Annotated in this window: 17 protein-coding genes; 9 read left to right on the top strand and 8 right to left on the bottom strand. The window is 73.4% G+C overall.

Annotated features, from left to right (window positions below; genetic code table 11):
* Nucleotides 1–8: 8 nt before the first annotated feature.
* Nucleotides 9–1,496 (bottom strand): metallophosphoesterase, encoded by a 1,488-nt coding sequence (locus tag HLI28_RS14025; RefSeq protein WP_171248169.1) that lies wholly within the window; start codon nt 1,494–1,496, stop codon nt 9–11.
* 235 nt (nt 1,497–1,731) lie between these two features.
* On the opposite strand from HLI28_RS14025, the gene HLI28_RS14020 reads away from it, so the two are divergent.
* The gene (locus HLI28_RS14020; protein ID WP_304604122.1) at nt 1,732–2,025 is read left to right on the top strand and encodes a hypothetical protein; all 294 of its coding nucleotides are present in this window, start codon (nt 1,732–1,734) and stop codon (nt 2,023–2,025) included.
* Nucleotides 2,026–2,049: 24 nt separating this feature from the next.
* On the opposite strand, the gene HLI28_RS14015 is transcribed toward HLI28_RS14020, so the two are convergent.
* Nucleotides 2,050–2,283 (bottom strand): hypothetical protein, encoded by a 234-nt coding sequence (locus HLI28_RS14015; protein ID WP_171248168.1) that lies wholly within the window; start codon nt 2,281–2,283, stop codon nt 2,050–2,052.
* 301 nt (nt 2,284–2,584) lie between these two features.
* On the opposite strand from HLI28_RS14015, the gene HLI28_RS14010 reads away from it, so the two are divergent.
* Together HLI28_RS14010 and HLI28_RS14005 are read left to right on the top strand one after the other, a co-directional pair.
* Nucleotides 2,585–4,120, top strand: a complete 1,536-nt coding sequence (locus HLI28_RS14010; RefSeq protein ID WP_171248167.1) for an alpha-amylase family protein — start codon at nt 2,585–2,587, stop codon at nt 4,118–4,120.
* Nucleotides 4,120–4,968, top strand: coding sequence for a PPK2 family polyphosphate kinase (locus tag HLI28_RS14005; RefSeq protein ID WP_171248166.1), 849 nt, complete (start codon nt 4,120–4,122; stop codon nt 4,966–4,968). The genes HLI28_RS14010 and HLI28_RS14005 overlap by 1 nt, the downstream gene beginning before the upstream one ends.
* Before the next feature lie 4 nt (nt 4,969–4,972).
* On the opposite strand, the gene zapE is transcribed toward HLI28_RS14005, so the two are convergent.
* Nucleotides 4,973–6,043: a cell division protein ZapE gene (gene zapE, locus HLI28_RS14000; protein ID WP_171248332.1), complete on the bottom strand. Its 1,071-nt coding sequence runs from the start codon at nt 6,041–6,043 to the stop codon at nt 4,973–4,975.
* A 32-nt stretch (nt 6,044–6,075) separates the two neighbouring features.
* On the opposite strand from zapE, the gene HLI28_RS13995 reads away from it, so the two are divergent.
* Together HLI28_RS13995 and HLI28_RS13990 are read left to right on the top strand one after the other, a co-directional pair.
* Nucleotides 6,076–6,834 carry a dihydrofolate reductase family protein gene (locus tag HLI28_RS13995; protein WP_343035848.1) on the top strand — a complete coding sequence of 253 codons (759 nt, stop codon included), beginning with the start codon at nt 6,076–6,078 and terminating at the stop codon, nt 6,832–6,834.
* A gap of 54 nt (nt 6,835–6,888) precedes the next feature.
* Nucleotides 6,889–7,386 carry a hypothetical protein gene (locus tag HLI28_RS13990; RefSeq protein WP_171248165.1) on the top strand — a complete coding sequence of 166 codons (498 nt, stop codon included), beginning with the start codon at nt 6,889–6,891 and terminating at the stop codon, nt 7,384–7,386.
* A 97-nt stretch (nt 7,387–7,483) separates the two neighbouring features.
* On the opposite strand, the gene cuyB is transcribed toward HLI28_RS13990, so the two are convergent.
* Genes cuyB through gndA form a run of 4 tightly spaced genes read right to left on the bottom strand, consistent with a single transcriptional unit; the run spans nt 7,484 to nt 12,285 of the window.
* Nucleotides 7,484–8,224 carry a cysteate racemase gene (gene cuyB / locus HLI28_RS13985; RefSeq protein WP_343035847.1) on the bottom strand — a complete coding sequence of 247 codons (741 nt, stop codon included), beginning with the start codon at nt 8,222–8,224 and terminating at the stop codon, nt 7,484–7,486.
* Nucleotides 8,221–9,504, bottom strand: coding sequence for a carboxylate--amine ligase (locus HLI28_RS13980; RefSeq protein ID WP_171248164.1), 1,284 nt, complete (start codon nt 9,502–9,504; stop codon nt 8,221–8,223). Before HLI28_RS13980 ends, cuyB begins: the two co-directional genes overlap by 4 nt.
* Nucleotides 9,501–10,841 carry a carboxylate--amine ligase gene (locus HLI28_RS13975; RefSeq protein ID WP_171248163.1) on the bottom strand — a complete coding sequence of 447 codons (1,341 nt, stop codon included), beginning with the start codon at nt 10,839–10,841 and terminating at the stop codon, nt 9,501–9,503. Before HLI28_RS13975 ends, HLI28_RS13980 begins: the two co-directional genes overlap by 4 nt.
* A gap of 7 nt (nt 10,842–10,848) precedes the next feature.
* Entirely contained in the window at nt 10,849–12,285 is a 1,437-nt protein-coding gene (gene gndA / locus HLI28_RS13970; RefSeq protein ID WP_171248162.1) for an NADP-dependent phosphogluconate dehydrogenase, read from the bottom strand.
* A 203-nt stretch (nt 12,286–12,488) separates the two neighbouring features.
* On the opposite strand from gndA, the gene HLI28_RS13965 reads away from it, so the two are divergent.
* From HLI28_RS13965 to HLI28_RS13950, 4 genes are all read left to right on the top strand, one after another.
* Nucleotides 12,489–13,070, top strand: a complete 582-nt coding sequence (locus HLI28_RS13965; protein WP_171248161.1) for a DUF3000 domain-containing protein — start codon at nt 12,489–12,491, stop codon at nt 13,068–13,070.
* Nucleotides 13,067–14,293: an HRDC domain-containing protein gene (locus HLI28_RS13960; RefSeq protein WP_171248160.1), complete on the top strand. Its 1,227-nt coding sequence runs from the start codon at nt 13,067–13,069 to the stop codon at nt 14,291–14,293. Before HLI28_RS13965 ends, HLI28_RS13960 begins: the two co-directional genes overlap by 4 nt.
* A gap of 181 nt (nt 14,294–14,474) precedes the next feature.
* Entirely contained in the window at nt 14,475–15,746 is a 1,272-nt protein-coding gene (locus HLI28_RS13955) for a thiolase family protein (RefSeq protein ID WP_171248159.1), read from the top strand.
* A gap of 5 nt (nt 15,747–15,751) precedes the next feature.
* Nucleotides 15,752–17,905: a 3-hydroxyacyl-CoA dehydrogenase NAD-binding domain-containing protein gene (locus HLI28_RS13950; protein ID WP_171248158.1), complete on the top strand. Its 2,154-nt coding sequence runs from the start codon at nt 15,752–15,754 to the stop codon at nt 17,903–17,905.
* Nucleotides 17,906–17,998: 93 nt separating this feature from the next.
* Here HLI28_RS13950 and HLI28_RS13945 read toward each other — a convergent pair whose 3' ends face one another.
* Nucleotides 17,999–18,703 carry a hypothetical protein gene (locus HLI28_RS13945; RefSeq protein WP_171248157.1) on the bottom strand — a complete coding sequence of 235 codons (705 nt, stop codon included), beginning with the start codon at nt 18,701–18,703 and terminating at the stop codon, nt 17,999–18,001.
* Nucleotides 18,704–18,869 lie beyond the last annotated feature (166 nt).

The raw sequence follows: 18,869 nt of genomic DNA, 5'->3' as shown, positions 1-18,869 counted from the left end.
GGCGGCCCTCACCACGTCTTGTGGTAACCGTTGATCCACTGGACAGTCTTGCCTGCTCCCGAGCCCTGCAGCACGTCGAGGGAGCTCGGGCTGACCCGCACCAGGGCGAAGTTCCCGTGGACGCCGGCCGAGCCCGGCCGGAACTCGTCGGCGACCTTGGTCGAGCTCGGGTAGGCGCGCTGCAACGGGATCGTGCTCAGCGCGCTGTGGTGGTGCCCCATGAGGAAGGCGACCACGTTGTACGGCTCAAGGAGCTCGAGCAGGTCGTCGCACTGCTTGTCGGTCCACCACGCCGGGATCGAGAACGTGGAGAAGTCGTAGTGCTGCACGACGATGACGGGCCGGGTCGCGCCCCGCTTCTTGAGCTGGTCGGTGAGCCACGTCGTGCCCGGCGCGTGCCCGTACTCCGCGTCGCCGCCGAAGCGGTGCAGCTGGTAGACGTCGACCGGCCCCAGGTCGACCACGTAGTTGAGGCTGCGGTCCTGCCAGTAGAAGACCTCGTTGCTCGTGGCCTCCTTCGCGTCGATCGCGGTGGGCTTCGAGGTGGGGGAAGTCGACCACTTGAAGATGCAGTTGGTGAAGACGCCGCGGTGCTTCTGGCAGATGAAGTTCCACATCTGCCAACGCCAGTAGTCGGTCGGCGTCGACCACCGGAAGCAGTCCTTGAACCAGCCGACGGCCGGGTGGTACTGCGACTGCAGGTCGTGGTTGCCGAGCCCGAAGTACACCGGCCCGGCGTCCAGCTTGGTGAGTCCGTCCGACTTGTAGTCGGCGTCGAACAGACGGCGGACCATCTCCAGCTCGAACCCGCCGTTGTAGTGAGCCGGGATACTGCCGGCCTGGTCGGCGAAGTTGTAGTCGCCGCCCGTCTGGCACAGATCGCCGCCGAAGAAGGTCGCCTTCGGCTTGCCGATGAGCGTGCCCTCGATCGCCGGGTCCAGGCCGTAGCCAGACGGCCACGGTTCCCATCCGATGTCGTTGAGGATCCGGTTCATCTGGTCCATGGTCTTGACGCGCGGGTTGTCGTTGTCCTTCGGCTTCTCCGCGCGCGAGACCTGCGGGTCCGCGAGGAACAGGAAGGTCGTGGTGTCCGGGAGCTCAGGCTCGCCGCCCTCGGCCGCCCCCACGTCCGCCCGGGGAGCCGGCTCCGTCAGGGCGGCCAGCACCGCGCGGACCTCCTCACGGCTCGGCATCGCGGTCGGTCCGGACACGGCCGCCAGACCGCTGGTGTCGTCCGGGCGGTCCTCCGGGACGGCCTCCGCCTCCTCGGGCGGTTGCGGAGCATCGAGGTAGCCGGCCAGGTGGACGCGGATCGCGTGCTCGGCTCGTGGTGGCAGGTGGCCGGCGATCGCCTGCGGCGTCTCCTCCTCCCGGGCCTCGACCTCGGCCGCCGCCTCCTCCAGGTCCCCTCGCAACGCCGACATCTCGGGAACGGCGAGCAATGCCGAGATCGCAGCCCTCAGGTCCTCGTTGGTGACGACACGTCCACCGCTCATGGCCCACCTCGCACGTCCTTCGCCGGTCGACACGCCCGTCCGGGTCATGCCATGACGCTTCGACGGTAGGGCGCACGCCATCCACACGCGTGGTCAGGCCATGCGGGGCCAGGGTGATTTCCGCGTCGCCGTCTCGGAGGTCCACGCTCGGGAACCGTGTCGGTCCGGGGGAACGAGCAGACTGTCGACGGACCCTCCTCGGTCCGAGGAACCGCGCCCGGGTACGCTCGCGGGCGTGAACGCCGACGACTCCGCCGACAGCCCACCCGCCGTCTCCGCGACGATGCACCGGGCCAAGACCCGCGCGCGGGCGTCCCACGTCACCGTGGGCCGGACGCGCATGACGGACGAGGGCACCGTCGAGATCGACTGCTCCTGCGGCATGGTGCTCACCAACGGGCCGCAGTGGTCGCTCGACGAGCACATCCGCCTGCACCGGGCGGAGGCGCGTTACCTCGCGCTCAGCGAGGTCGCTCCGGCCGGCATGCCCCGGCTCATCCCCGTGGGCCCCGACCGGCTTCCGCGCTGACCGGCTCCTGGCCGGTCGGCGGTCTCAGAGCTCGTCCGGGTCGTCCCAGGAGTGTCCGCTCGAGGCACCCTCCATCGGGCGCAGGACGGTCTGCGACAGCGACAGCGGCGCCTTCGTCGCGTCGCCGCCGGGTCGGGGGTCACCGTGCTCTTCCGTGGCCGAGCGCTGCCGCGGCGCGATCCGCGCCTGGGAAGCGATCGACTCGTCGAGGAGGGCCCGAGCTCGGTCGGAGTCGGCCTCCTGTGTGTCCTTGATCATGTCCCAGGTGTATCAGCGGGGCGGCCTGTTCGCCCGTGCTTGGCACACTATTCTGCACACGGGTGCACTCCTGCCACCCCGTCGGCACCGGGACGTCACACCGTGCGGCGACGCGACGCCCTCTGCGCGACACGACCCTCCCCTGCCCGTGCGCGCGCCGTATGGTGGGGCCGTGACCACAGGCGATCCACTCGACGAGGCGCGCTCCCGGGCCACTCCTGCGCCGAGCGAACGCCGCCGCGAACCCTGGCCCGGTCCCCGACCGCTGCTCTGGGCACCTCGCGCACACACCGTCGAGCTCGTGCTCCCGCTCCCCGACGGATCCACCTCGCGCCGACCGATGCGACTCGTCGGCGCCCACGAACCCGGCTACTGGCGTGCCGACGAGCAGATCTCCCCGGGGACGGACTACTCGTTCTCGATCGACGGCGGGCCGCCGCTCTCCGACCCGGCCGCGGCCCACGTCCCCTCAGGGATCCAGGGCCCGAGCAGGATCCTGGACGAGCGGTTCGTGTGGCGGGACCACGCGTGGCCCGGGGCCGACCTCACCCGGGGGTCGCTGCTGCACCTCGACGTGCCCACGGTGACGCCTGAGGGGACCCTCGACGCCGCCACGGGGCTGCTGCCCGACGTCGCCGCGCTCGGGGTCGACGGCGTCGAGCTCTCCCCCGTGGCGGCCTTCGACCCCGAGGCCGGTCCTCGCGCCGGCGTCCGGCTCTTCGCGGTTCACGAGCCCTTCGGGGGCCCGCACGCCCTGCAGCGGTTCGTGGACACGGCGCACCGCCACGGCCTCGCCGTCGTGCTCGACCTGCCCCACCGGTGGGCGGTCGCCGACCCGCTGCGGCTGGACCGGTTCGGACCGTACGCGCAGGGGTCGCGGATCGCGCCGCGGCCGCGGAAGGACCACGGACACGACGCCCCCCGGATCAACCTCGACGGCTCCGGCAGCCGCGGCCCGCGGGACTTCTTCGTCGCGGACGCCCGGCGCTGGCTGCACGACTTCCACGTCGACGGCCTGCTGCTGGACGTCGAGGCCCTCGCCGACCGGTCCTCGGCGCCGTTCCTGACCGAGCTGGCGGCGGTCGCCCAGGACGTCTCGGCGCGGACCGGGCGCCCCCGTGCCCTGCTCGCCGACGGACCCGGTCTCAGCGACCGCCTCACCACGACCGTGGAGCGGCTGCTGACGGGGCGGCTCGACAGTCCGGCCGGCGACCTGCGCCGGTTGTCGACCGAGATCACCGCCCCGGCCCGGATCCCGGCCGGTCGGCGGCGCGCGCTGCGAGCCGCCCAGCGCAGCGGCTCGTTCGTCGGACCCGTCACCCGCCTGCCGGCCGCCACCCGGGCGGTCCCCTGGTCACGCCTCGAGGACGTCGCCGGGTCCGCCGCCACGACGTCCGCGGACGACGACGCCACGCTGCTGGCATTCGCCGTGCTCGCCGGCAGCGTCGTGGTCCTCGACACCGAGCACGTCCCCGTCCGGCCGGGCTCCGCGGACGCCCGCCGACTCGCGGCCTGGACGCGCCGGCTGCTCACCCTGCGGCCCGCCGCCCTGACGGACCTCGCCCACCGCCTGGAGGTCACGACCGACGACGGTGCCCTCGTCGCGCGTCGTGGCGGCACCGCGCTCGTCCTGGTCCTCGACCCCGCGGTGCCCGCGCTGGACCTCGTGCCTCGCCTCGGCACGCCGTCCGGCGCCTGGCGGGTGGCGGCGGCCTGGGACGAGGAGCGCACACACCTGGAGGACGGGAGGCTGCGGGCCCCGGGGCGCTGCGTCGTCATCCTCCGGGACGACCCCGACGCCCGCCCCGCCGGCGCCGACCCGAGGACGGAACCCTGATGACCGCAGCCTGGACCGAGCACCCGGCGACCTCCCTGCGCTGGCGGCCAGGTGATCGCCTCGACGCCCTCGACACCCGCTCCACCCCGGGCTACACCGGCCGCAAGCGCGCCGCCAAGGTGCTGCGCGCCGGCCACGCGGACGATCTGTCGGACCTGCAGGAACGACTCTTCGCCCACGGCCGCACGGGCGGCGTGCGCAGCGTCCTGCTGATCCTGCAGGGGATGGACACCTCCGGCAAGGGCGGGATCGTGCGGCACGTCGTGGGCATGGTCGACCCGCAGGGCGTCCGGTGCCGAGGCTTCGGGCGACCCACCCCCGAGGAGCAGGCCCACGACTTCCTGTGGCGGATCCGGCGCGCCCTGCCGTCGCCCGGGCTGCTGGGCGTCTTCGACCGGTCGCACTACGAGGACGTGCTCGTCGTGCGGGTCGAGGAGCTCCAGCCCGAGGCGAGCTGGCGGGCGCACTACGACGAGATCAACGCCTTCGAGGCCGAGATCGCCGCGGCCGGCACCGAGATCGTCAAGGTGATGCTGGCCATCTCGCCCGAGGAGCAGCTCGAGCGGCTGGTCTCCCGCCTGGACCGGCCGGAGAAGCACTGGAGGTACGACCCGGCCGACCTGCGCGCCCGGGAGCGGTGGGGCGAGTACCAGGCCGCCTACCAGGAGATGCTGGACCGCACCAGCACCGACGTCGCGCCGTGGTACGTCGTGCCCGCGGACCGCAAGTGGTTCGCCCGGCTGGCCGTGAGCGAGCTGCTGCGCCACACGCTGCGGGGCCTCGACCTCCGGTGGCCGGCGGCGGACTTCGACGTGGAGCGTCAGCGCCGGCTGCTCACCGGCGGGTGACGGCTCAGGCCTCGTCGAGGAGCGCCCGGCCGTCCTCGGCCAGCGCACCCAGACGCGACAGCGCCCGGTAGTACTTCTTGCGGTAGCCGCCGCGCAGCATCTCCTCGCTGAACAGCGCGCGCGGGTCCGCCCCGGCCAGCAGCACCGGCACGTCGCGGTCGTACAAGCGGTCCACGAGCACGACCAGTCGCAGGGCGACCTCCTGGCGGGTCACCGGTCGCACCCCGGTCAGCCCGACCACCTCGACGCCGTCGAGCAGCGCCCCGTAACGGCTCGGGTGCACGGTCGCCAGGTGCGCGAGGATGTCGGAGAAGTCGTCGACCACCGCGCGGGGACGCGCGGCCGCGGCGATGCGCACGACCTCGGTGGCGAGCGGCGCGGCGTCCGTGACCACCGACCGGTGCCGGTAGTCCTCGCCGTCGACACGGAGCACCTCGAAACGGTCCGCGAGCGCCTGGATCTCACGCAGGAAGTCCTCCGCCGCGAACCGTCCCTCGCCGAGGGCGTCCGGCAGGGTGTTCGACGTGGCCGCGAGGGCGACGCCGCGGTCGGCGAGCTCGCGCAGCAGGCGGGACATCAGCACGGTGTCACCCGGGTCGTCCAGCTCGAACTCGTCGATGCAGACGAGCTTCTTGGTGGAGAGGGCGTCGACCGTCGGCAGGAACCCGAGGGCGCCGACGAGGTTCGTGTACTCCACGAAGGTCCCGTAGGCGGCCGCGTCGGCCCCGAGCTCCTCCCGCACGGCGTGCGCGAGCGAGGTCAGCAGGTGGGTCTTGCCCACGCCGAACCCGCCGTCCATGTAGACGGCGGGCGCCGGACGACGACGGCCGAGCAGCGAACGCAGCCCGCTCGGCGCCGGGCGCGCGATCTCGGCGGCCACCTCCTGCAGCCGGGCGACCGCGGCGGCCTGGCTGGGGTGGTCCGGGTTCGCGCGGTAGGTAGCGAACCGCGCGTCGGCGAAGTGCCGCGGCGGGACGAGGTCCGCCAGGAGGCGGTCGGCGGAGAAGGCGGGACGGACCGCCACCAGGGAGCCGATGGCGGTCGTGTCGCTGGACTGCACTGCTGTCACGACGATCCACCCTATGCGGGCGTCGTAGTCTGGCCGCTGTGAGTTCCGACACGCCCCCGCTGGTCCGTCATCTCCCCACCGTCGGCGAGATCCCGCCCGACGCCGACGAGCACGTCCTCGCGGACCTGTACAGGGTGCCGGACGGGCCGTTCGTGCGGGCGAACATGATCGCCACCGTCGACGGGGCCGCCTGGGGTCCTGACGGCCGGTCCGCCTCGATCAACGACCCCGCGGACTGGCGGGTCTTCCGCGTCCTGCGCGCGCTGGCCGACGTCGTCCTCGTCGGCGCCGGGACCGCCCGGCAGGAGGGGTACACGGGCCTGTCCCGACCCCGCGGCCTGGAACGTCTCGCCACCGCGCCGCTCGAGCTCGCGATCGTCACCCGCAGCGGCCAGGTGCCCTGGGCGACGCTCGACGGCCCCCGTCCCCCGCTGGTGGTCACCGGGCGCGCAGGGGCGCAGGAGGCCGGGGCCGCCGTCGGCGAGGACCGGGTGCTGGAGTGCCCGGACGGCACCGAGGACGGCGTGGACCTGCGCGCGGCCCGCGAGGCGCTCACCGCGCGCGGCCTGGCGCGGGTGCTGTGCGAGGGCGGTCCCGGCCTGCTCGCCGACATGCTGGCCGCGGACCTCGTCGACGAGCTGTGCGTGACGACGTCACCGATGCTGGCCGGGCCGGGACCCGGCCGGATCGTCGCCGCCCCCCGGGACCGGGAGCCGGGCGCCGGGCGGGAGCTGCGTCTCGGCCACCTCCTGTCCGGTCCCTCCGGCACGCTGCTCGCGCGCTGGGAGGTCGGGTGACCCGTGCCGGCGGCCCCCTGGGCACCGCGGGCGGCGGTGCCGTAGGTTGCTGCCATGTCTGCAGAAGCATGGACCGTCGTCGTCCTCAGCGAGGACGCGCTGACCTCCGCCGACGTCGACCACATCACCGGGCTGCACACCGAGATGGACGCCGAGATCGCCTATCGCGTGCTGGTGCCCGCCGACACGGAGCACCGGGTCGTGTCCTCCGTGCTGGACCACCTCGGGATGCTCGAGCTGCGTGAGGCGTGGGACGACCTGATCGGCAAGGAGCCGACGCCCCAGCAGGCCACGGCGACCGCCGCCGAGCAGGTCACCGAGTCCGTGGAGCTGTTCCGCGACCGCGGCGCCACCGCCTCGGGCGAGGTCACCGAGGACGACCCGCTGCCGACGCTGCAGCGCGCCGTCGCGGACGGCGGCGACGAGGTCGTCGTGGTGACCTATCCGCACGCCGTGGAGGACACCTTCCACACCGACTGGGCCTCCCGTGCCCGGGACGTGCTGCAGGTACCCGTGCTGCACCTGTACGCCGGCACCAGCGAGCTCGGCTGAGGCGGAGGTGCAGCGCAGGGTGGGGCCCGAGGAACGAGGGACCCGCCCGCAGCGCAACCGCAGACTCAGCCGACGACAGCACGGCTGAGGCCCAGGTCTACCGCACCCGGTGCCCGGCCCGCGTGATGGTCGCGCGCACGAGCTCGTCCATCGAGTCGAGGAACGGCGGCTCGTCCAGCAGCCCGTGGTCGACGGCGGCCACCGACAGCTCGGTGCAGCCGAGCACGACGACCCCGGCGCCGCGGTCGACGAGACGCGCCGCGACCTGGCGCAGCGCGTCGGGGTCGGCCGGGCGACCGGCCTTGACCTGCTCGTAGATCACGGCGTTGACGCGCTCCTGGTCGGCCTCGTCCGGGGCGACGACGTCGATGCCGTGGGCGGCGAAGGCGTGGTCGTACACGCGGGAGGCGACGGTGCCGGCCGTGGCCAGCAGCCCCACGCGCGTCAGGTCCGGCACGCGGGCCCGCGCGGCGGCGACGGTCACGTCGACGATGGACACGAACGGCACGGTGACCGCGTCGAGCACCTGCTGGGTGAAGTAGTGCGCGGTGTTGCACGGCATCACCAGGAACCGCACCCCGAAGGCCTCGAGACGCGCCGCGTCGCGGGCCAGCACCGGGCCGGGGTCGTCCATCGACCGACCGAGCACGAAGTCGGTGCGGTCCGGGATCGTCGCGTGGTTGAGCACCACGAGGTCGACGTGCTCCTGGTCGCGCTCGGCGTCGGTGAGCTGCACGACCCGCTGCAGGAAGTAGGCCGTGGCCAGCGGCCCGACGCCGCCGATCACCCCGACCGGCGGCATCGGTCCCGTGGCCCCGGCGTCCGAGGTGGTGCTCACGCCGAGCCCCGCCACGCGAGGCGGCGGGCCTCGGCGACCGGGTAGTGCTGCGCGTACTTGCGCCACTGGTTGAGCTGGGCGATCGCCAGGTACGCCAGCCGCCGCGGGTCCGTCTCCGCGCGGTACCACAGCGGGTTGGTGGACCGTCCGCGGCGGGCGAGGCGGCGTGCGGTCGAGCGCACCTCGTCATCGAGTACGTACCGGCGCAGCAGGGCGCCGGGCAGCACCGTGTACAGGTGCTCCGCCTCGAGCTCGCCGGAGGCGGTGAGCGGCACGTCCGCCCCGAGCACCGCCCGCGGGTCGGGGTCCAGGCCCTGCACGTGCTCGTGCACGTAGAACTTCACGGCGTTCGCCCCGGCGGCGGTGATGTAGAAGTTCGAGCGACCCAGGCGCGGGTTCAGCTCGAAGAACACGTACCGGCCGTCGCGCGGGTCGTACTTGAGGTCGAAGTTCGCGAAGCCGGTCCAGCCCACGTGCTCGAGCATCCGGGTGGCCTGCTCGACGACCTCGTGGTTGACCTGCGTGATGATGCCGGCCGGGTTCCCCAGGGCGCCGGGCGTGTGCTCCTCGAGCAGCACGTGACCGTAGGCGGAGAAGCGCACCTTGCCCGTGGCGTCGGAGTAGCAGGTGAGGATCCGCATCCCGGAGTCGTCCCCGGGGATGTAGTCCTGGACGACGAACGACCCCTGGTACCCCGCGTCGTGGACCCGCCGGAGCAGGTCGACGAGCTCCTCACGGGTGTCGACGAGGAAGACCTTCTTCTTCCCGGCGAACTCCACGTCGTGGTACGCGGCCGTGCTCGCCGCCTTGGCGATCACCGGGAAGGTCAGCTCGGAGGTGTCGGGCTCGCCGCCCGCGGCGACGTCGTGGACGACCGTCGTCGGGTGGGCGATGCCGAGCTCGGCGCACAGGTCGCCGAACCCTTCCTTGTCGGTGAGCCGGTGCAGCAGCTTCTCGTCGACGTACGGGATCGTGTAGCGGTCCTCGAGCCGGGCCCGCTGCTCGACGAGGAGCCGGACCAGCCAGTCCGCCGACCCGACGGCGATCAGGTCGGCGTCGGCGTGCTCGTCGGCGATCGCCCGCAGCCGCGCCACCACGACGTCGGGGTCGTCGATCCCGGGCTCCACGACGTGCTGCAGGATCCGCGAGTGGCGTACGAGCCCCGTGGACATCCCGGAGACGACCACCGGCCGCACGCCGTAGGCCTCGTGGAAGGACCGGGCCAGGGAGTAGGCGCCGATGTCACCGCCGAGGACGACGGGCTGCAGCCGGCGGCTCATCGGGTCTCCTGTCCTGCGGCGGTGCGCCGCGTCGTCGCGCGGCGGGCCGCGTCATAGTTGGCCTGCAGGGCGCTGGCCGGGTAGTAGCGCCGGTACTTGCGCACGTGGTTCACCAGGGCGGTGAGCACGTACAGCCGGCGGCGCGGCGAGGCGTCGGCGGCGTAGCGCAGCGGGTGCACGGTGCGTCCGGTGCGCATCAGCCCCACGACCCGGGCGCGCAGCCCCTCGTCGAGGACGTAGCGGCGCAGCAGCCGGTGCGGCACCACGCAGTAGAGCACCTCGCGCCGCGCCGTGACCTGCTCGCGACGCTCGCGGCGGATCACGTCGTCGACGAGCACCTCGGTCGGGTTCTGGCCGCCCGCGGTCAGGTAGTAGTTGTTGCGCCCGATGCGGGGGTTCTGCTCGAAGAACTTGTAGACGCCGTCACGCGGGTCGAGCTTGACGTCGAAGTTGGCGAACCCGTGCCAGCCGACGTGCTCGCACAGCCGCTGGGCCGCGTCGAGGATCTCCTCGATCGGCTCGACGATCATCGCCGACGGGTTGCCCCGGGCGGCGGGGGTGCGCTCCTCCAGCAGCACGCGGGCGGAGCAGCGCAGGGTCACCCGTCCCGAGGTGTCGGAGTACGTCGTGACCGAGCGCATCTGGGTGTCGTCGCCCGGGATCATCTCCTGGACGAGGAACCGCCCCCGGAACCCCGCGCGCCGCAGGCTGCCCCACAGGCTGTCCAGCTCGGCGCGGGAGGCGATCTCGTAGATCTTCTTCTTCCCGGCGAAGTGCACGTCGTGGTAGTCGGCGCTGGATGCCGGCTTGGCGATCACCGGGTAGTCGAAGCCGACCGGCGCAGGCTTCCACCCCGGCTCGTCCGCGGTGGCGAAGTCCTGGATCACGGTGGCCGGCGTGGGGATGCCCAGCTCGGTGCACACGGCGGAGAACTCGGCCTTGTCGCAGATGCGGTCGATGAGACCCATGTCGGCGTACGGCAGCACGTAGCCGGCGGCCTGCAGCGCGGACCGGTGGTGCGCGAGGATGCGCACGACCCAGTCCATGTTCGACTGCAGCAGCAGCGGCTCACGGTGCCCGGCCCCCCGACGCTCGCGCGCCACCCGCTCGAGGGTCGCGACGATCTCCTCGGCGGCGGTGCCGGACAGCACGGTGTCGATGAGCTGCGAGTGCGCGATGGGGCCGGGCTCGGCGAAGGCGACCACCGTGGTGCGCAGGCCGTAGGCCTCGTGGAAGGACCGCGTCAGCGCGTACACGCCGATGTCGGAACCGACGATCACGGGGTGGAACCCGGGGTCGCTCGTGGCGGCCTCGGGAACCGACTGGGGGTGGGTCACGGGGGTGTCAGGCCTCCTGCTCGGAACGGTCACCGGACCAGAGGGTGTGGAACGTCCCCTCGCGGTCGGTGCGACGATAGGTGTGCGCACCGAAGAAGTCACGCTGCGCCTGGATGAGCGCGGCGGGCAGGCGCTCCGCGCGGACGCCGTCGTAGTAGGCCAGCGACGACGAGAACGCCGGGGCGGGGATGCCGGCCGACGCGGCCCGGGCCACGACGCGGCGCCACGCGGACAGGCCGTTGCCGACGGCGTCGGTGAAGTACTCGTCCGACAGCAGCAGCGGGAGCTGCGGGTCACGCTCGTAGGCCTCGGTGATCCGGTTGAGGAACCGGGCCCGGATGATGCAGCCCCCGCGCCAGATGCGCGCCATGGCACCGCGGTCGATGTCCCAGCCGTGCTCGGCCGACGCGGCGGCGATCTGGTCGAAGCCCTGGGAGTAGGCGACCACCTTGGAGGCGTACAGCGCCTGGCGGACGTCCTCGACGAACGCGTCCCGGTCGGCGACCTGCAGCGGCTCGGCGTTCGCCGGCAGCGCCCGGCGGCCGGCCTCGCGCTGCGGCACGCCGCCGGACAGGGCGCGCGCGAACGTCGCCTCGGCGATCCCGGTGATGGGCACGCCCAGGTCGAGACCGTTCTGCACGGTCCACCGGCCGGTGCCCTTCTGCTCGGCCTGGTCCAGGACGATGTCGACGAAGGCCTGGCCGGTCTCGGCGTCGACGTGCCGGAGCACGTCGGCGGTGATCTCGATGAGGAAAGACTCGAGGTCGCCCTCGTTCCAGGCCGCGAAGATCTCGCCGATCTCGGCGGCGGAGGCCCCCAGGCCGGCCCGGAGCAGGTCGTAGGCCTCGGCGATGAGCTGCATGTCGGCGTACTCGATGCCGTTGTGGACCATCTTCACGAAGTGGCCGGCACCGTTCGGGCCCACGTACGTGCAGCACGGCGTGCCGTCGACCTTGGCCGAGACGGCCTCGAGGATCGGGCCGAGCGACTCGTAGGACTCCCGGGTGCCGCCGGGCATGATCGACGGGCCGAGCAGCGCGCCCTCCTCGCCGCCGGAGACCCCGGTGCCGACGAAGTGCAGGCCGCGGGCGCTCAGCGCCTCCTCGCGGCGGATCGTGTCCGGGAAGTGGGCGTTGCCGGCGTCGACGACGATGTCGCCGTCCTCCAGCAGCGGCAGCAGCTCGTCGATCACGGCGTCGGTGGCCGCGCCGGCCTTGACCATGATGACGACCTTGCGGGGGCGCTCGAGCGAGGCGACGAAGTCGGCCATCGACTCCGAGGGGACGAAGTCGCCCTCGTCGCCGGCCTCCTCCATGAGGGACTGCGTCTTGCCGTAGCTGCGGTTGTGCACCGCCACCGTGTACCCGTGGCGGGCGAAGTTCCGGGCGAGGTTCCGGCCCATCACCGCCAGTCCGGTGACGCCGATCTGAGCTCGTGCTGTCATTGCTTCCTGCTTCCTCGTGGAGGTCGTTCCCGGGCGAACACTCCGTCGGTCACCCGCCAGGCCGAGAACAGCCTAGTCGGACGGCACGCGGGGCAGGTCGGCGTGCCGCGATCCGGACACGCGCCGGCGGGCCGGCGACGACGGGACGGGCCCGTCCGGCACGTCGGCCCCGCGCGGCGCCCCGCCCGGCGTACGGTGACAGGGTGACTGCTTCCCCGCCGGAGGTCCCGGGGCGCTTCGCCGCCGCGCTGGCGTCGCTGCGCGGCCGTCGCACCCGCCCCGAGGTCCGGCTGTCCGAGATCCCCGGGCCGCGACGTGTGGCGCCGTACAGCCTGGCGCTGGAGGGCGAGGTCATCAGCGGCGGGGTCGAGCTGGCCACCGGACGTTTCGTCGTCCTGCACGACCCCGCGGGGCAGGACCAGTGGCGCGGCGACTTCCGGGTCGTGACCCTGGTGCGCGCCGAGCTCGAGCCGGAGCTGGCCGGGGACGAGATGCTCGGCGACGTCGCCTGGACCTGGGTGACCGAGAACCTCGAGTCGGCGCAGGTGGGAGCGATCGCGACCGGCGGGACGGTCACCCGGGTGCTCTCGCAGAGCTACGGGGCGCTGGCGCGCACGCCGGACGCGGTGGACCTGGAGATCCGGGCCTCCTGGACGCCGACCGACACCGACCTGGGGGCGCACCTGGAGGTCTGGGCGGATCTGATGTCGACGGCCGGCGGCCTGCCCCCGCTGCCCGACGGCGTGACGGCCCTGGACGTGCGACGCCGTACCGTGGAGCCATGAGCTCCGGCGTGACCCAGGCCGACCCCGGCGTCGTCCCCCTGTCCGAACCGGCCGACGGGGTCGGCGAGGTCGTCTCCACCCCGCGGTCCCTGGACCGCGTCGTCACCGCGTTCGGTGCCGGGTCGGGCCCGGTGGCGGCCGACGCCGAGCGGGCCTCCGGGTACCGGTACGGCCAGGCCACCTACCTCGTGCAGCTGCGCCGCGAGGGCGCGGGGACCGCGCTGCTGGACCCGGTGACGCTGCCGGACCTGTCGGCGGTCGCGGACGCCGTCGGACCGGTCGAGTGGGTGCTGCACGCGGCCTCCCAGGACCTGCCGGGACTGGCCGAGCACGGGCTGCGGCCGCCGCGGATCTTCGACACCGAGCTGGCCGCCCGGCTGCTGAACCTGCCGCGCGTGGGCCTCGCGGCCGTCGTCGCCGACACCCTCGGCCTCGGCCTCGCCAAGGAGCACTCCGCGGTCGACTGGTCGACGCGCCCGCTGCCCGTGGACTGGCTCCGGTACGCGGCGCTCGACGTCGAGGTGCTGGTCGAGGTCCGCGACGTGCTCGCCGCGCGTCTCGAGGAGGCGGGCAAGGCCGAGTGGGCCGCCCAGGAGTTCGAGCACGTGCGCACCCTGCCGCCGCCGGCCCCGCGGCCGGACCCGTGGCGCCGCACCTCGGGGACGCACACGGTGAAGAACCGCCGCGGCCTGGCGGTCGTGCGGGCGCTGTGGGAGGCCCGTGACCGCAACGCCCGCGAGCGCGACGTCTCGCCGGGCCGGGTGCTGCCGGACCGCGCGATCGTCGCCGCGGCGCGCGCGATGCCGCGCACGGCCGGGCAGCTGGCGGCGGTGCCGGAGTTCGCCACCAAGGGCGCCCGACGACGGATCACGACCTGGCAGCGCGCGATCGACACCGCGCTGGCCCTGCCCGACGCCGAGCTGCCCGCGATCCGGGGGCCGCGCACCGACGGACCGCCGCAGCCGCGCACCTGGGCCGACAGAGACCCCGTCGCAGCCCGGCGCCTGGACGCGGCGCGGGCGATCGTGGCCGAGCTCTCTGACACCCACGACGTCCCGGCCGAGAACCTGCTGCAGCCCGACGCGATGCGCCGCCTGTGCTGGTCGCCGCCGGAGCCCGCGGGTGCCGAGGAGATCGCAGAATTCCTGCGCGGACGGCGTGCCCGGGAGTGGCAGATCGGTCTGGTGGCGGAGCGGTTCGCGCGCGGTTTCGCCGACGCCTGACCGGCGCGGCCCACGGGCCGGCCCGCCCGCCCGCCGTCTGAGACCGGGTCTCAGGTGGTCTATGCTCTTCGTAGTACTCGCGGTAGCGTGTACCTGTGCTCGGCGTGATCCGCCGCGGCACCCGAGCGACGATGCTCCCCGGCACCGTCGGAACCGATCCCCCGCAACGGACGGAGCTGCCATGACCGTGGCCCCCCAGGCCCCCGGCACCACCCGAGACCCGGCCCGTCGCGCCCTGCGCGACGTCGTCTTCGTCGAGGGTGTGCGCACCCCCTTCGGCAAGGCCCGGCCCGACGGCCTGCTGGCCGAGACGCGCGCCGACGACCTCGTCGTCAAGGCGCTGCGCGAGCTGCTGCGCCGTCACCCCGAGCTGCCCGTCGAGCGCATCGACGAGGTCGCCATCGCCGCCACGACGCAGCAGGGCGACCAGGGCCTCACGCTGGGCCGGACCGTCGCGCTCCTCGCGGGCCTGCCGACGTCGGTCCCCGGCTACGCGATCGACCGCATGTGCGCCGGCGGCATGACCGCCGTGACGACCACCGCGGCGGGCATCGCCATGGGCTCTGCCGACGTCGTCGTCGCCGGCGGTGTGGAGCACATGGGCCGGCACCCGATGGGCCTCGACGCCGACCCCAACCCCCGCTTCCTCGCGGAGAAGCTGGTCGACCCCGAGGCGCTCAACATGGGCGTCACCGCGGAGAACCTGCACGACAAGTTCCCGCACCTGACCAAGGAGCGTGCCGACGCCTACGCCGTCAACACGCAGGCCAAGTACGCCAAGGCCGTGGCGAACGGCGACATCGGCCCGGAGATCGTGCCGATCGCCGTCCGGTCCGCCGAGAAGGGCTGGGGCCTGGCCACCGAGGACGAGCTCCCCCGCCCCGGCACCACGATGGAGGGCATCGCCGACCTCAAGACGCCGTTCCGCCCCGGCGGTCGGGTCACCGCGGGCAACGCGTCCCCGCTGACCGACGGCGCCACCGTCTCGCTGCTCGCCGCCGGCGACACCGCCGAGGAGCTCGGCCTGCCCGCCGCGATGCGCATGGTGTCCTACGCCTTCGCCGGCGTCCCGGCCGAGATCATGGGCTACGGGCCGGTCCCGGCCACCGACAAGGCGCTCGCCCAGGCGGGGCTGACCATCGACGACATCGGCCTGTTCGAGATCAACGAGGCCTTCGCCGTGCAGGTGCTCAGCTTCCTGGACCACTACGGCATCGCCGACGACGACGAGCGCGTCAACAGCTACGGCGGAGCCATCGCCGTCGGCCACCCGCTGGCCAGCTCCGGCGTGCGTCTGATGACCCAGCTCGCGCGCCAGTTCGCCCAGCACCCCGAGGTCCGGTACGGCATGACGACGATGTGCGTCGGCCTGGGCCAGGGCGGCACCGTCATCTGGGAGAACCCCCACCACGCCGACTACTCCGGCCACGTCCCGACCACCACGGAGGGCTGAGCACGATGACCGACACCACGACCGAGACCCGCGAACCCCGGGCCGAGCGCGTCACCCACTCCCTCGTCCGCGACGTGGAGCTGCCCGGCGGCCAGGGCACCCTGGCGCTGGTCACCCTCGACAACGGGCTCGACCACACCAAGCCGAGCACCCTCGGGCCGGAGGGTCTGGCCGAGCTGACCGCCGCCCTGCGCACCCAGCAGGAGCGCGCGGCCGCCGGCGAGATCGCCGCCGTCGGCATCACCGGCAAGCCGTACTTCCTGGCCGCCGGCGCCGACCTGCTCGGCGTCAGCGCCGTGACCTCCCACGACCAGGCGCTCGAGCTGGGCCGCGCGGGTCACGCCGCCTACGAGCTGCTGCACACGATGGGCGTGCCGACCTTCGCGTTCGTCAACGGCCTCGCGCTGGGCGGCGGCCTGGAGATCGCGCTCAACTGCGACTACCGCACCGTGGCCTCCGACGCCGCCGCGCTCGGCCTGCCCGAGACCGCGCTCGGCCTCGTGCCCGGCTGGGGCGGTGCCTACCTCGTGCCGCGTCTGATCGGCATCGAGAAGGCCGTCGACGTCATCCTCACGCGGCCGATGGCCAACAAGCCGTTCAAGCCCGCCGAGGCGCTCGAGATGGGCCTCGTCGACGCGCAGTTCGAGGCCGCCGACTTCCTCGAGCGGTCTCTGGCCTGGGCCGCGGGCGTCGTGGCCGGCGAGGTCACCGTCGAGCGTCGCGAGCTCGACCCGCAGCCCGTGTGGGACGCCGTCGTGCAGGGCACGCGCGAGCGTCTCGACGCGGTGATCAACGGGTCCCGCCCCGCGCCGTACCGGGCGCTGGACCTGCTCGCCGGTGCCCGCGACGCCTCGCGCGAGGAGGCTTTCGTCGCCGAGGACGAGGCCCTGGCCGACCTCGCCATGAGCGACGAGATGCGCTCCAGCGTGTACGCGTTCCAGCTCACGTCCGCGGGCAAGAAGCCGAAGGGCGCCCCGGACAAGTCGCTGGCGAAGCCGGTGACGCGGGTCGGCATCGTCGGTGCCGGTCTCATGGCCGCCCAGATCGCCCTGCTCGTCTCGCAGCGCCTGGGCGTCCCGGTCGTCATGCGCGACCTGGACACCGAGCGTGTCGAGAAGGGGCTGGGCTACGTCCGGTCCACCGTCGAGAAGCTCGTCGGCCGCGGCCGGATGAAGCCGGAGGTCGGCGACCGCATCGTCGCCAGCATCTCGGGCACCACCGAGATCTCCGAGTTCGCCTCCTGCGACGTCGTCGTCGAGGCCGTCACCGAGGTCATGGGCCTGAAGAAGAAGGTGTTCGCGGAGCTCGAGGAGATCGTCGGCGAGGACACGATCCTGGCCACGAACACCTCGGCGCTGTCGATCACCGAGATGGCCTCCGACCTGCGCCACCCGGAGCGCGTGGTCGGCATCCACTTCTTCAACCCGGTGGCCCAGATGCCGCTGGTCGAGGTCGTCAACGCCGAGCACACCTCGGACGAGGCCCTGGCCACGGCGTTCGCCATCACCAAGAAGCTGCGCAAGACGGCCGTGCTCGTCGCGGACCGTCCGGGCTTCGTCGTGAACCGCCTGCTCGTGCTCGTCATGGGCAAGGTCGTCGAGGCCGTCGAGAACGGCACCTCGGTCGAGGTCGCGGACACGGCGCTCTCCCCGCTCGGGTTCCCGATGCCGACGTTCGAGCTCTTCGACCTCGTCGGCCCCGCCGTCGGCCTGCACGTGCTGACCTCGCTGCGCGAGGACCTCGGCGACCGGTTCCCCCAGTCCCCCGGTCTGGAGAAGATCGTCGCCGACGGCACCCGCGTGGTGCAGGACGCCCCCGGCCGCGGGCTGCCCAAGCCCGTCGACCCGGCGATCCAGTCGGTGTTCGGCGAGGCGCTGCCGGCCGGCTCGGAGGGTCGGGCGGGCACGCCGGTGCTCGACGCCGACGGCGTGCTGGACTCGGTGCTCACGGCCCTGACCGTGGAGATCGGGCACATGCTGTCCGAGAACGTCGTCGCCGACCCCTCGCAGATCGACCTGTGCATGATCCTGGGCGCCGGGTGGGGCTTCCACACGGGCGGCATCACGCCGTACCTGGACCGCACCGGCTACAGCGAGAAGGTGCTGGGCCGCCGCCTGCTGCCGGACGGCGTCGCCAACGTCCCCGGGGGCTCCGCCTGAGCCGAGGTCACCTGACACCGCCCTCTCCCGGGTGAGATGCACCGGAGGCCCGGTCCCGACGTCGGGACCGGGCCTCCGGTGCGTCCGGGGCCGTCAGCGGGCCGGGTCGCCGCCGTCCGCGCCGAGCTCGTCGGCCACGGTGACGAGCCACTCGGCCCAGAACTTCTTCCACTGCTCGGCCTCGGCCGGCGTGCCGATGCGCTCGTGCGTGACCGTCACGCGGCACCGCTGCCCGACGACGTCCGTCGACAACATGAGCATCCCCCGGTCCGCCTCGCCGTCCGGACCGGACTCGGTCACCGTGAAGCGGGGGCTCTTCACCCCGGGACGGGATCGCGCCGTGAGCGCCAGGCCGGGCACCAGGGTGTCGGGTCCGCCGTCGTCCAGCAGCCGGGCCCGCACCGTCTCGCGGTCGACGTCCAGCGTCCGGGACCGGCTCACCGTGAACGTGCCGTCCGGCATCTGGCCCGGCAGCCGGATGCCGGTGATGCGCTCGTAGCCGACCGTCACCGTCTGCACCCACCAGCCGGAGAAGGCGGCGTGCTCGGTCACCCATGCGGCGATCTCGGGGTGGGAGGCGGAGCGGCCGGGGCCGGCGTCGATCCGGGCGACCCACTCGTCCCAGCCGAGCCCGGTGGCGTCACGGACGCGTTCGTCGGACAGCTCCGGCTCGCTGACCCACCCCGACGAGGTGCCGGGCGGTTCCGTGAGCAGGGAGCGGCGCGCGGCCGCGTACCGCTCGCCGGTGCGTGCCATCCGCTCGCGGACGCGGCGCTTGAACGATTCCTGGGAGGTCATGAGGACTCCTCGTGCTCGCGGGTGCGCCACCAGCGGCTCGCGCCCGCGATGCCGCACCGGAACACGGGTGTCCTGTGCGACGCGTCGAGCACTCGAGGTCCCCTTTGCCCTCACCGCACCAGGCGGTCCCGGTGGCGCGAGCACCGGGGAGAGGGTGGGGCGGGAC

Origin of the sequence: Isoptericola sediminis (genome assembly GCF_013085345.1) — a bacterium.
Classification (GTDB): domain Bacteria; phylum Actinomycetota; class Actinomycetes; order Actinomycetales; family Cellulomonadaceae; genus Isoptericola; species Isoptericola sediminis.
Note: the sequence above shows the minus strand (reverse complement) of the source record. Positions and strands in the feature narration are given on the sequence as shown.

Bases quoted from the DNA above. Each gene is read 5' to 3' on its own strand.
- HLI28_RS14025 (WP_171248169.1), bottom strand. From the start codon at position 1,496: ATGAGCGGTGGACGTGTCGTCACCAACGAGGACCTGAGGGCTGCGATC.
- HLI28_RS14015 (WP_171248168.1), bottom strand. From the start codon at position 2,283: ATGATCAAGGACACACAGGAGGCCGACTCCGACCGAGCTCGGGCCCTC.
- HLI28_RS14005 (WP_171248166.1), top strand. From the start codon at position 4,120: ATGACCGCAGCCTGGACCGAGCACCCGGCGACCTCCCTGCGCTGGCGG.
- HLI28_RS13990 (WP_171248165.1), top strand. From the start codon at position 6,889: ATGTCTGCAGAAGCATGGACCGTCGTCGTCCTCAGCGAGGACGCGCTG.
- HLI28_RS13980 (WP_171248164.1), bottom strand. From the start codon at position 9,504: ATGAGCCGCCGGCTGCAGCCCGTCGTCCTCGGCGGTGACATCGGCGCC.
- gndA (WP_171248162.1), bottom strand. From the start codon at position 12,285: ATGACAGCACGAGCTCAGATCGGCGTCACCGGACTGGCGGTGATGGGC.
- HLI28_RS13960 (WP_171248160.1), top strand. From the start codon at position 13,067: ATGAGCTCCGGCGTGACCCAGGCCGACCCCGGCGTCGTCCCCCTGTCC.
- HLI28_RS13955 (WP_171248159.1), top strand. From the start codon at position 14,475: ATGACCGTGGCCCCCCAGGCCCCCGGCACCACCCGAGACCCGGCCCGT.
- HLI28_RS13950 (WP_171248158.1), top strand. From the start codon at position 15,752: ATGACCGACACCACGACCGAGACCCGCGAACCCCGGGCCGAGCGCGTC.
- HLI28_RS13945 (WP_171248157.1), bottom strand. From the start codon at position 18,703: ATGACCTCCCAGGAATCGTTCAAGCGCCGCGTCCGCGAGCGGATGGCA.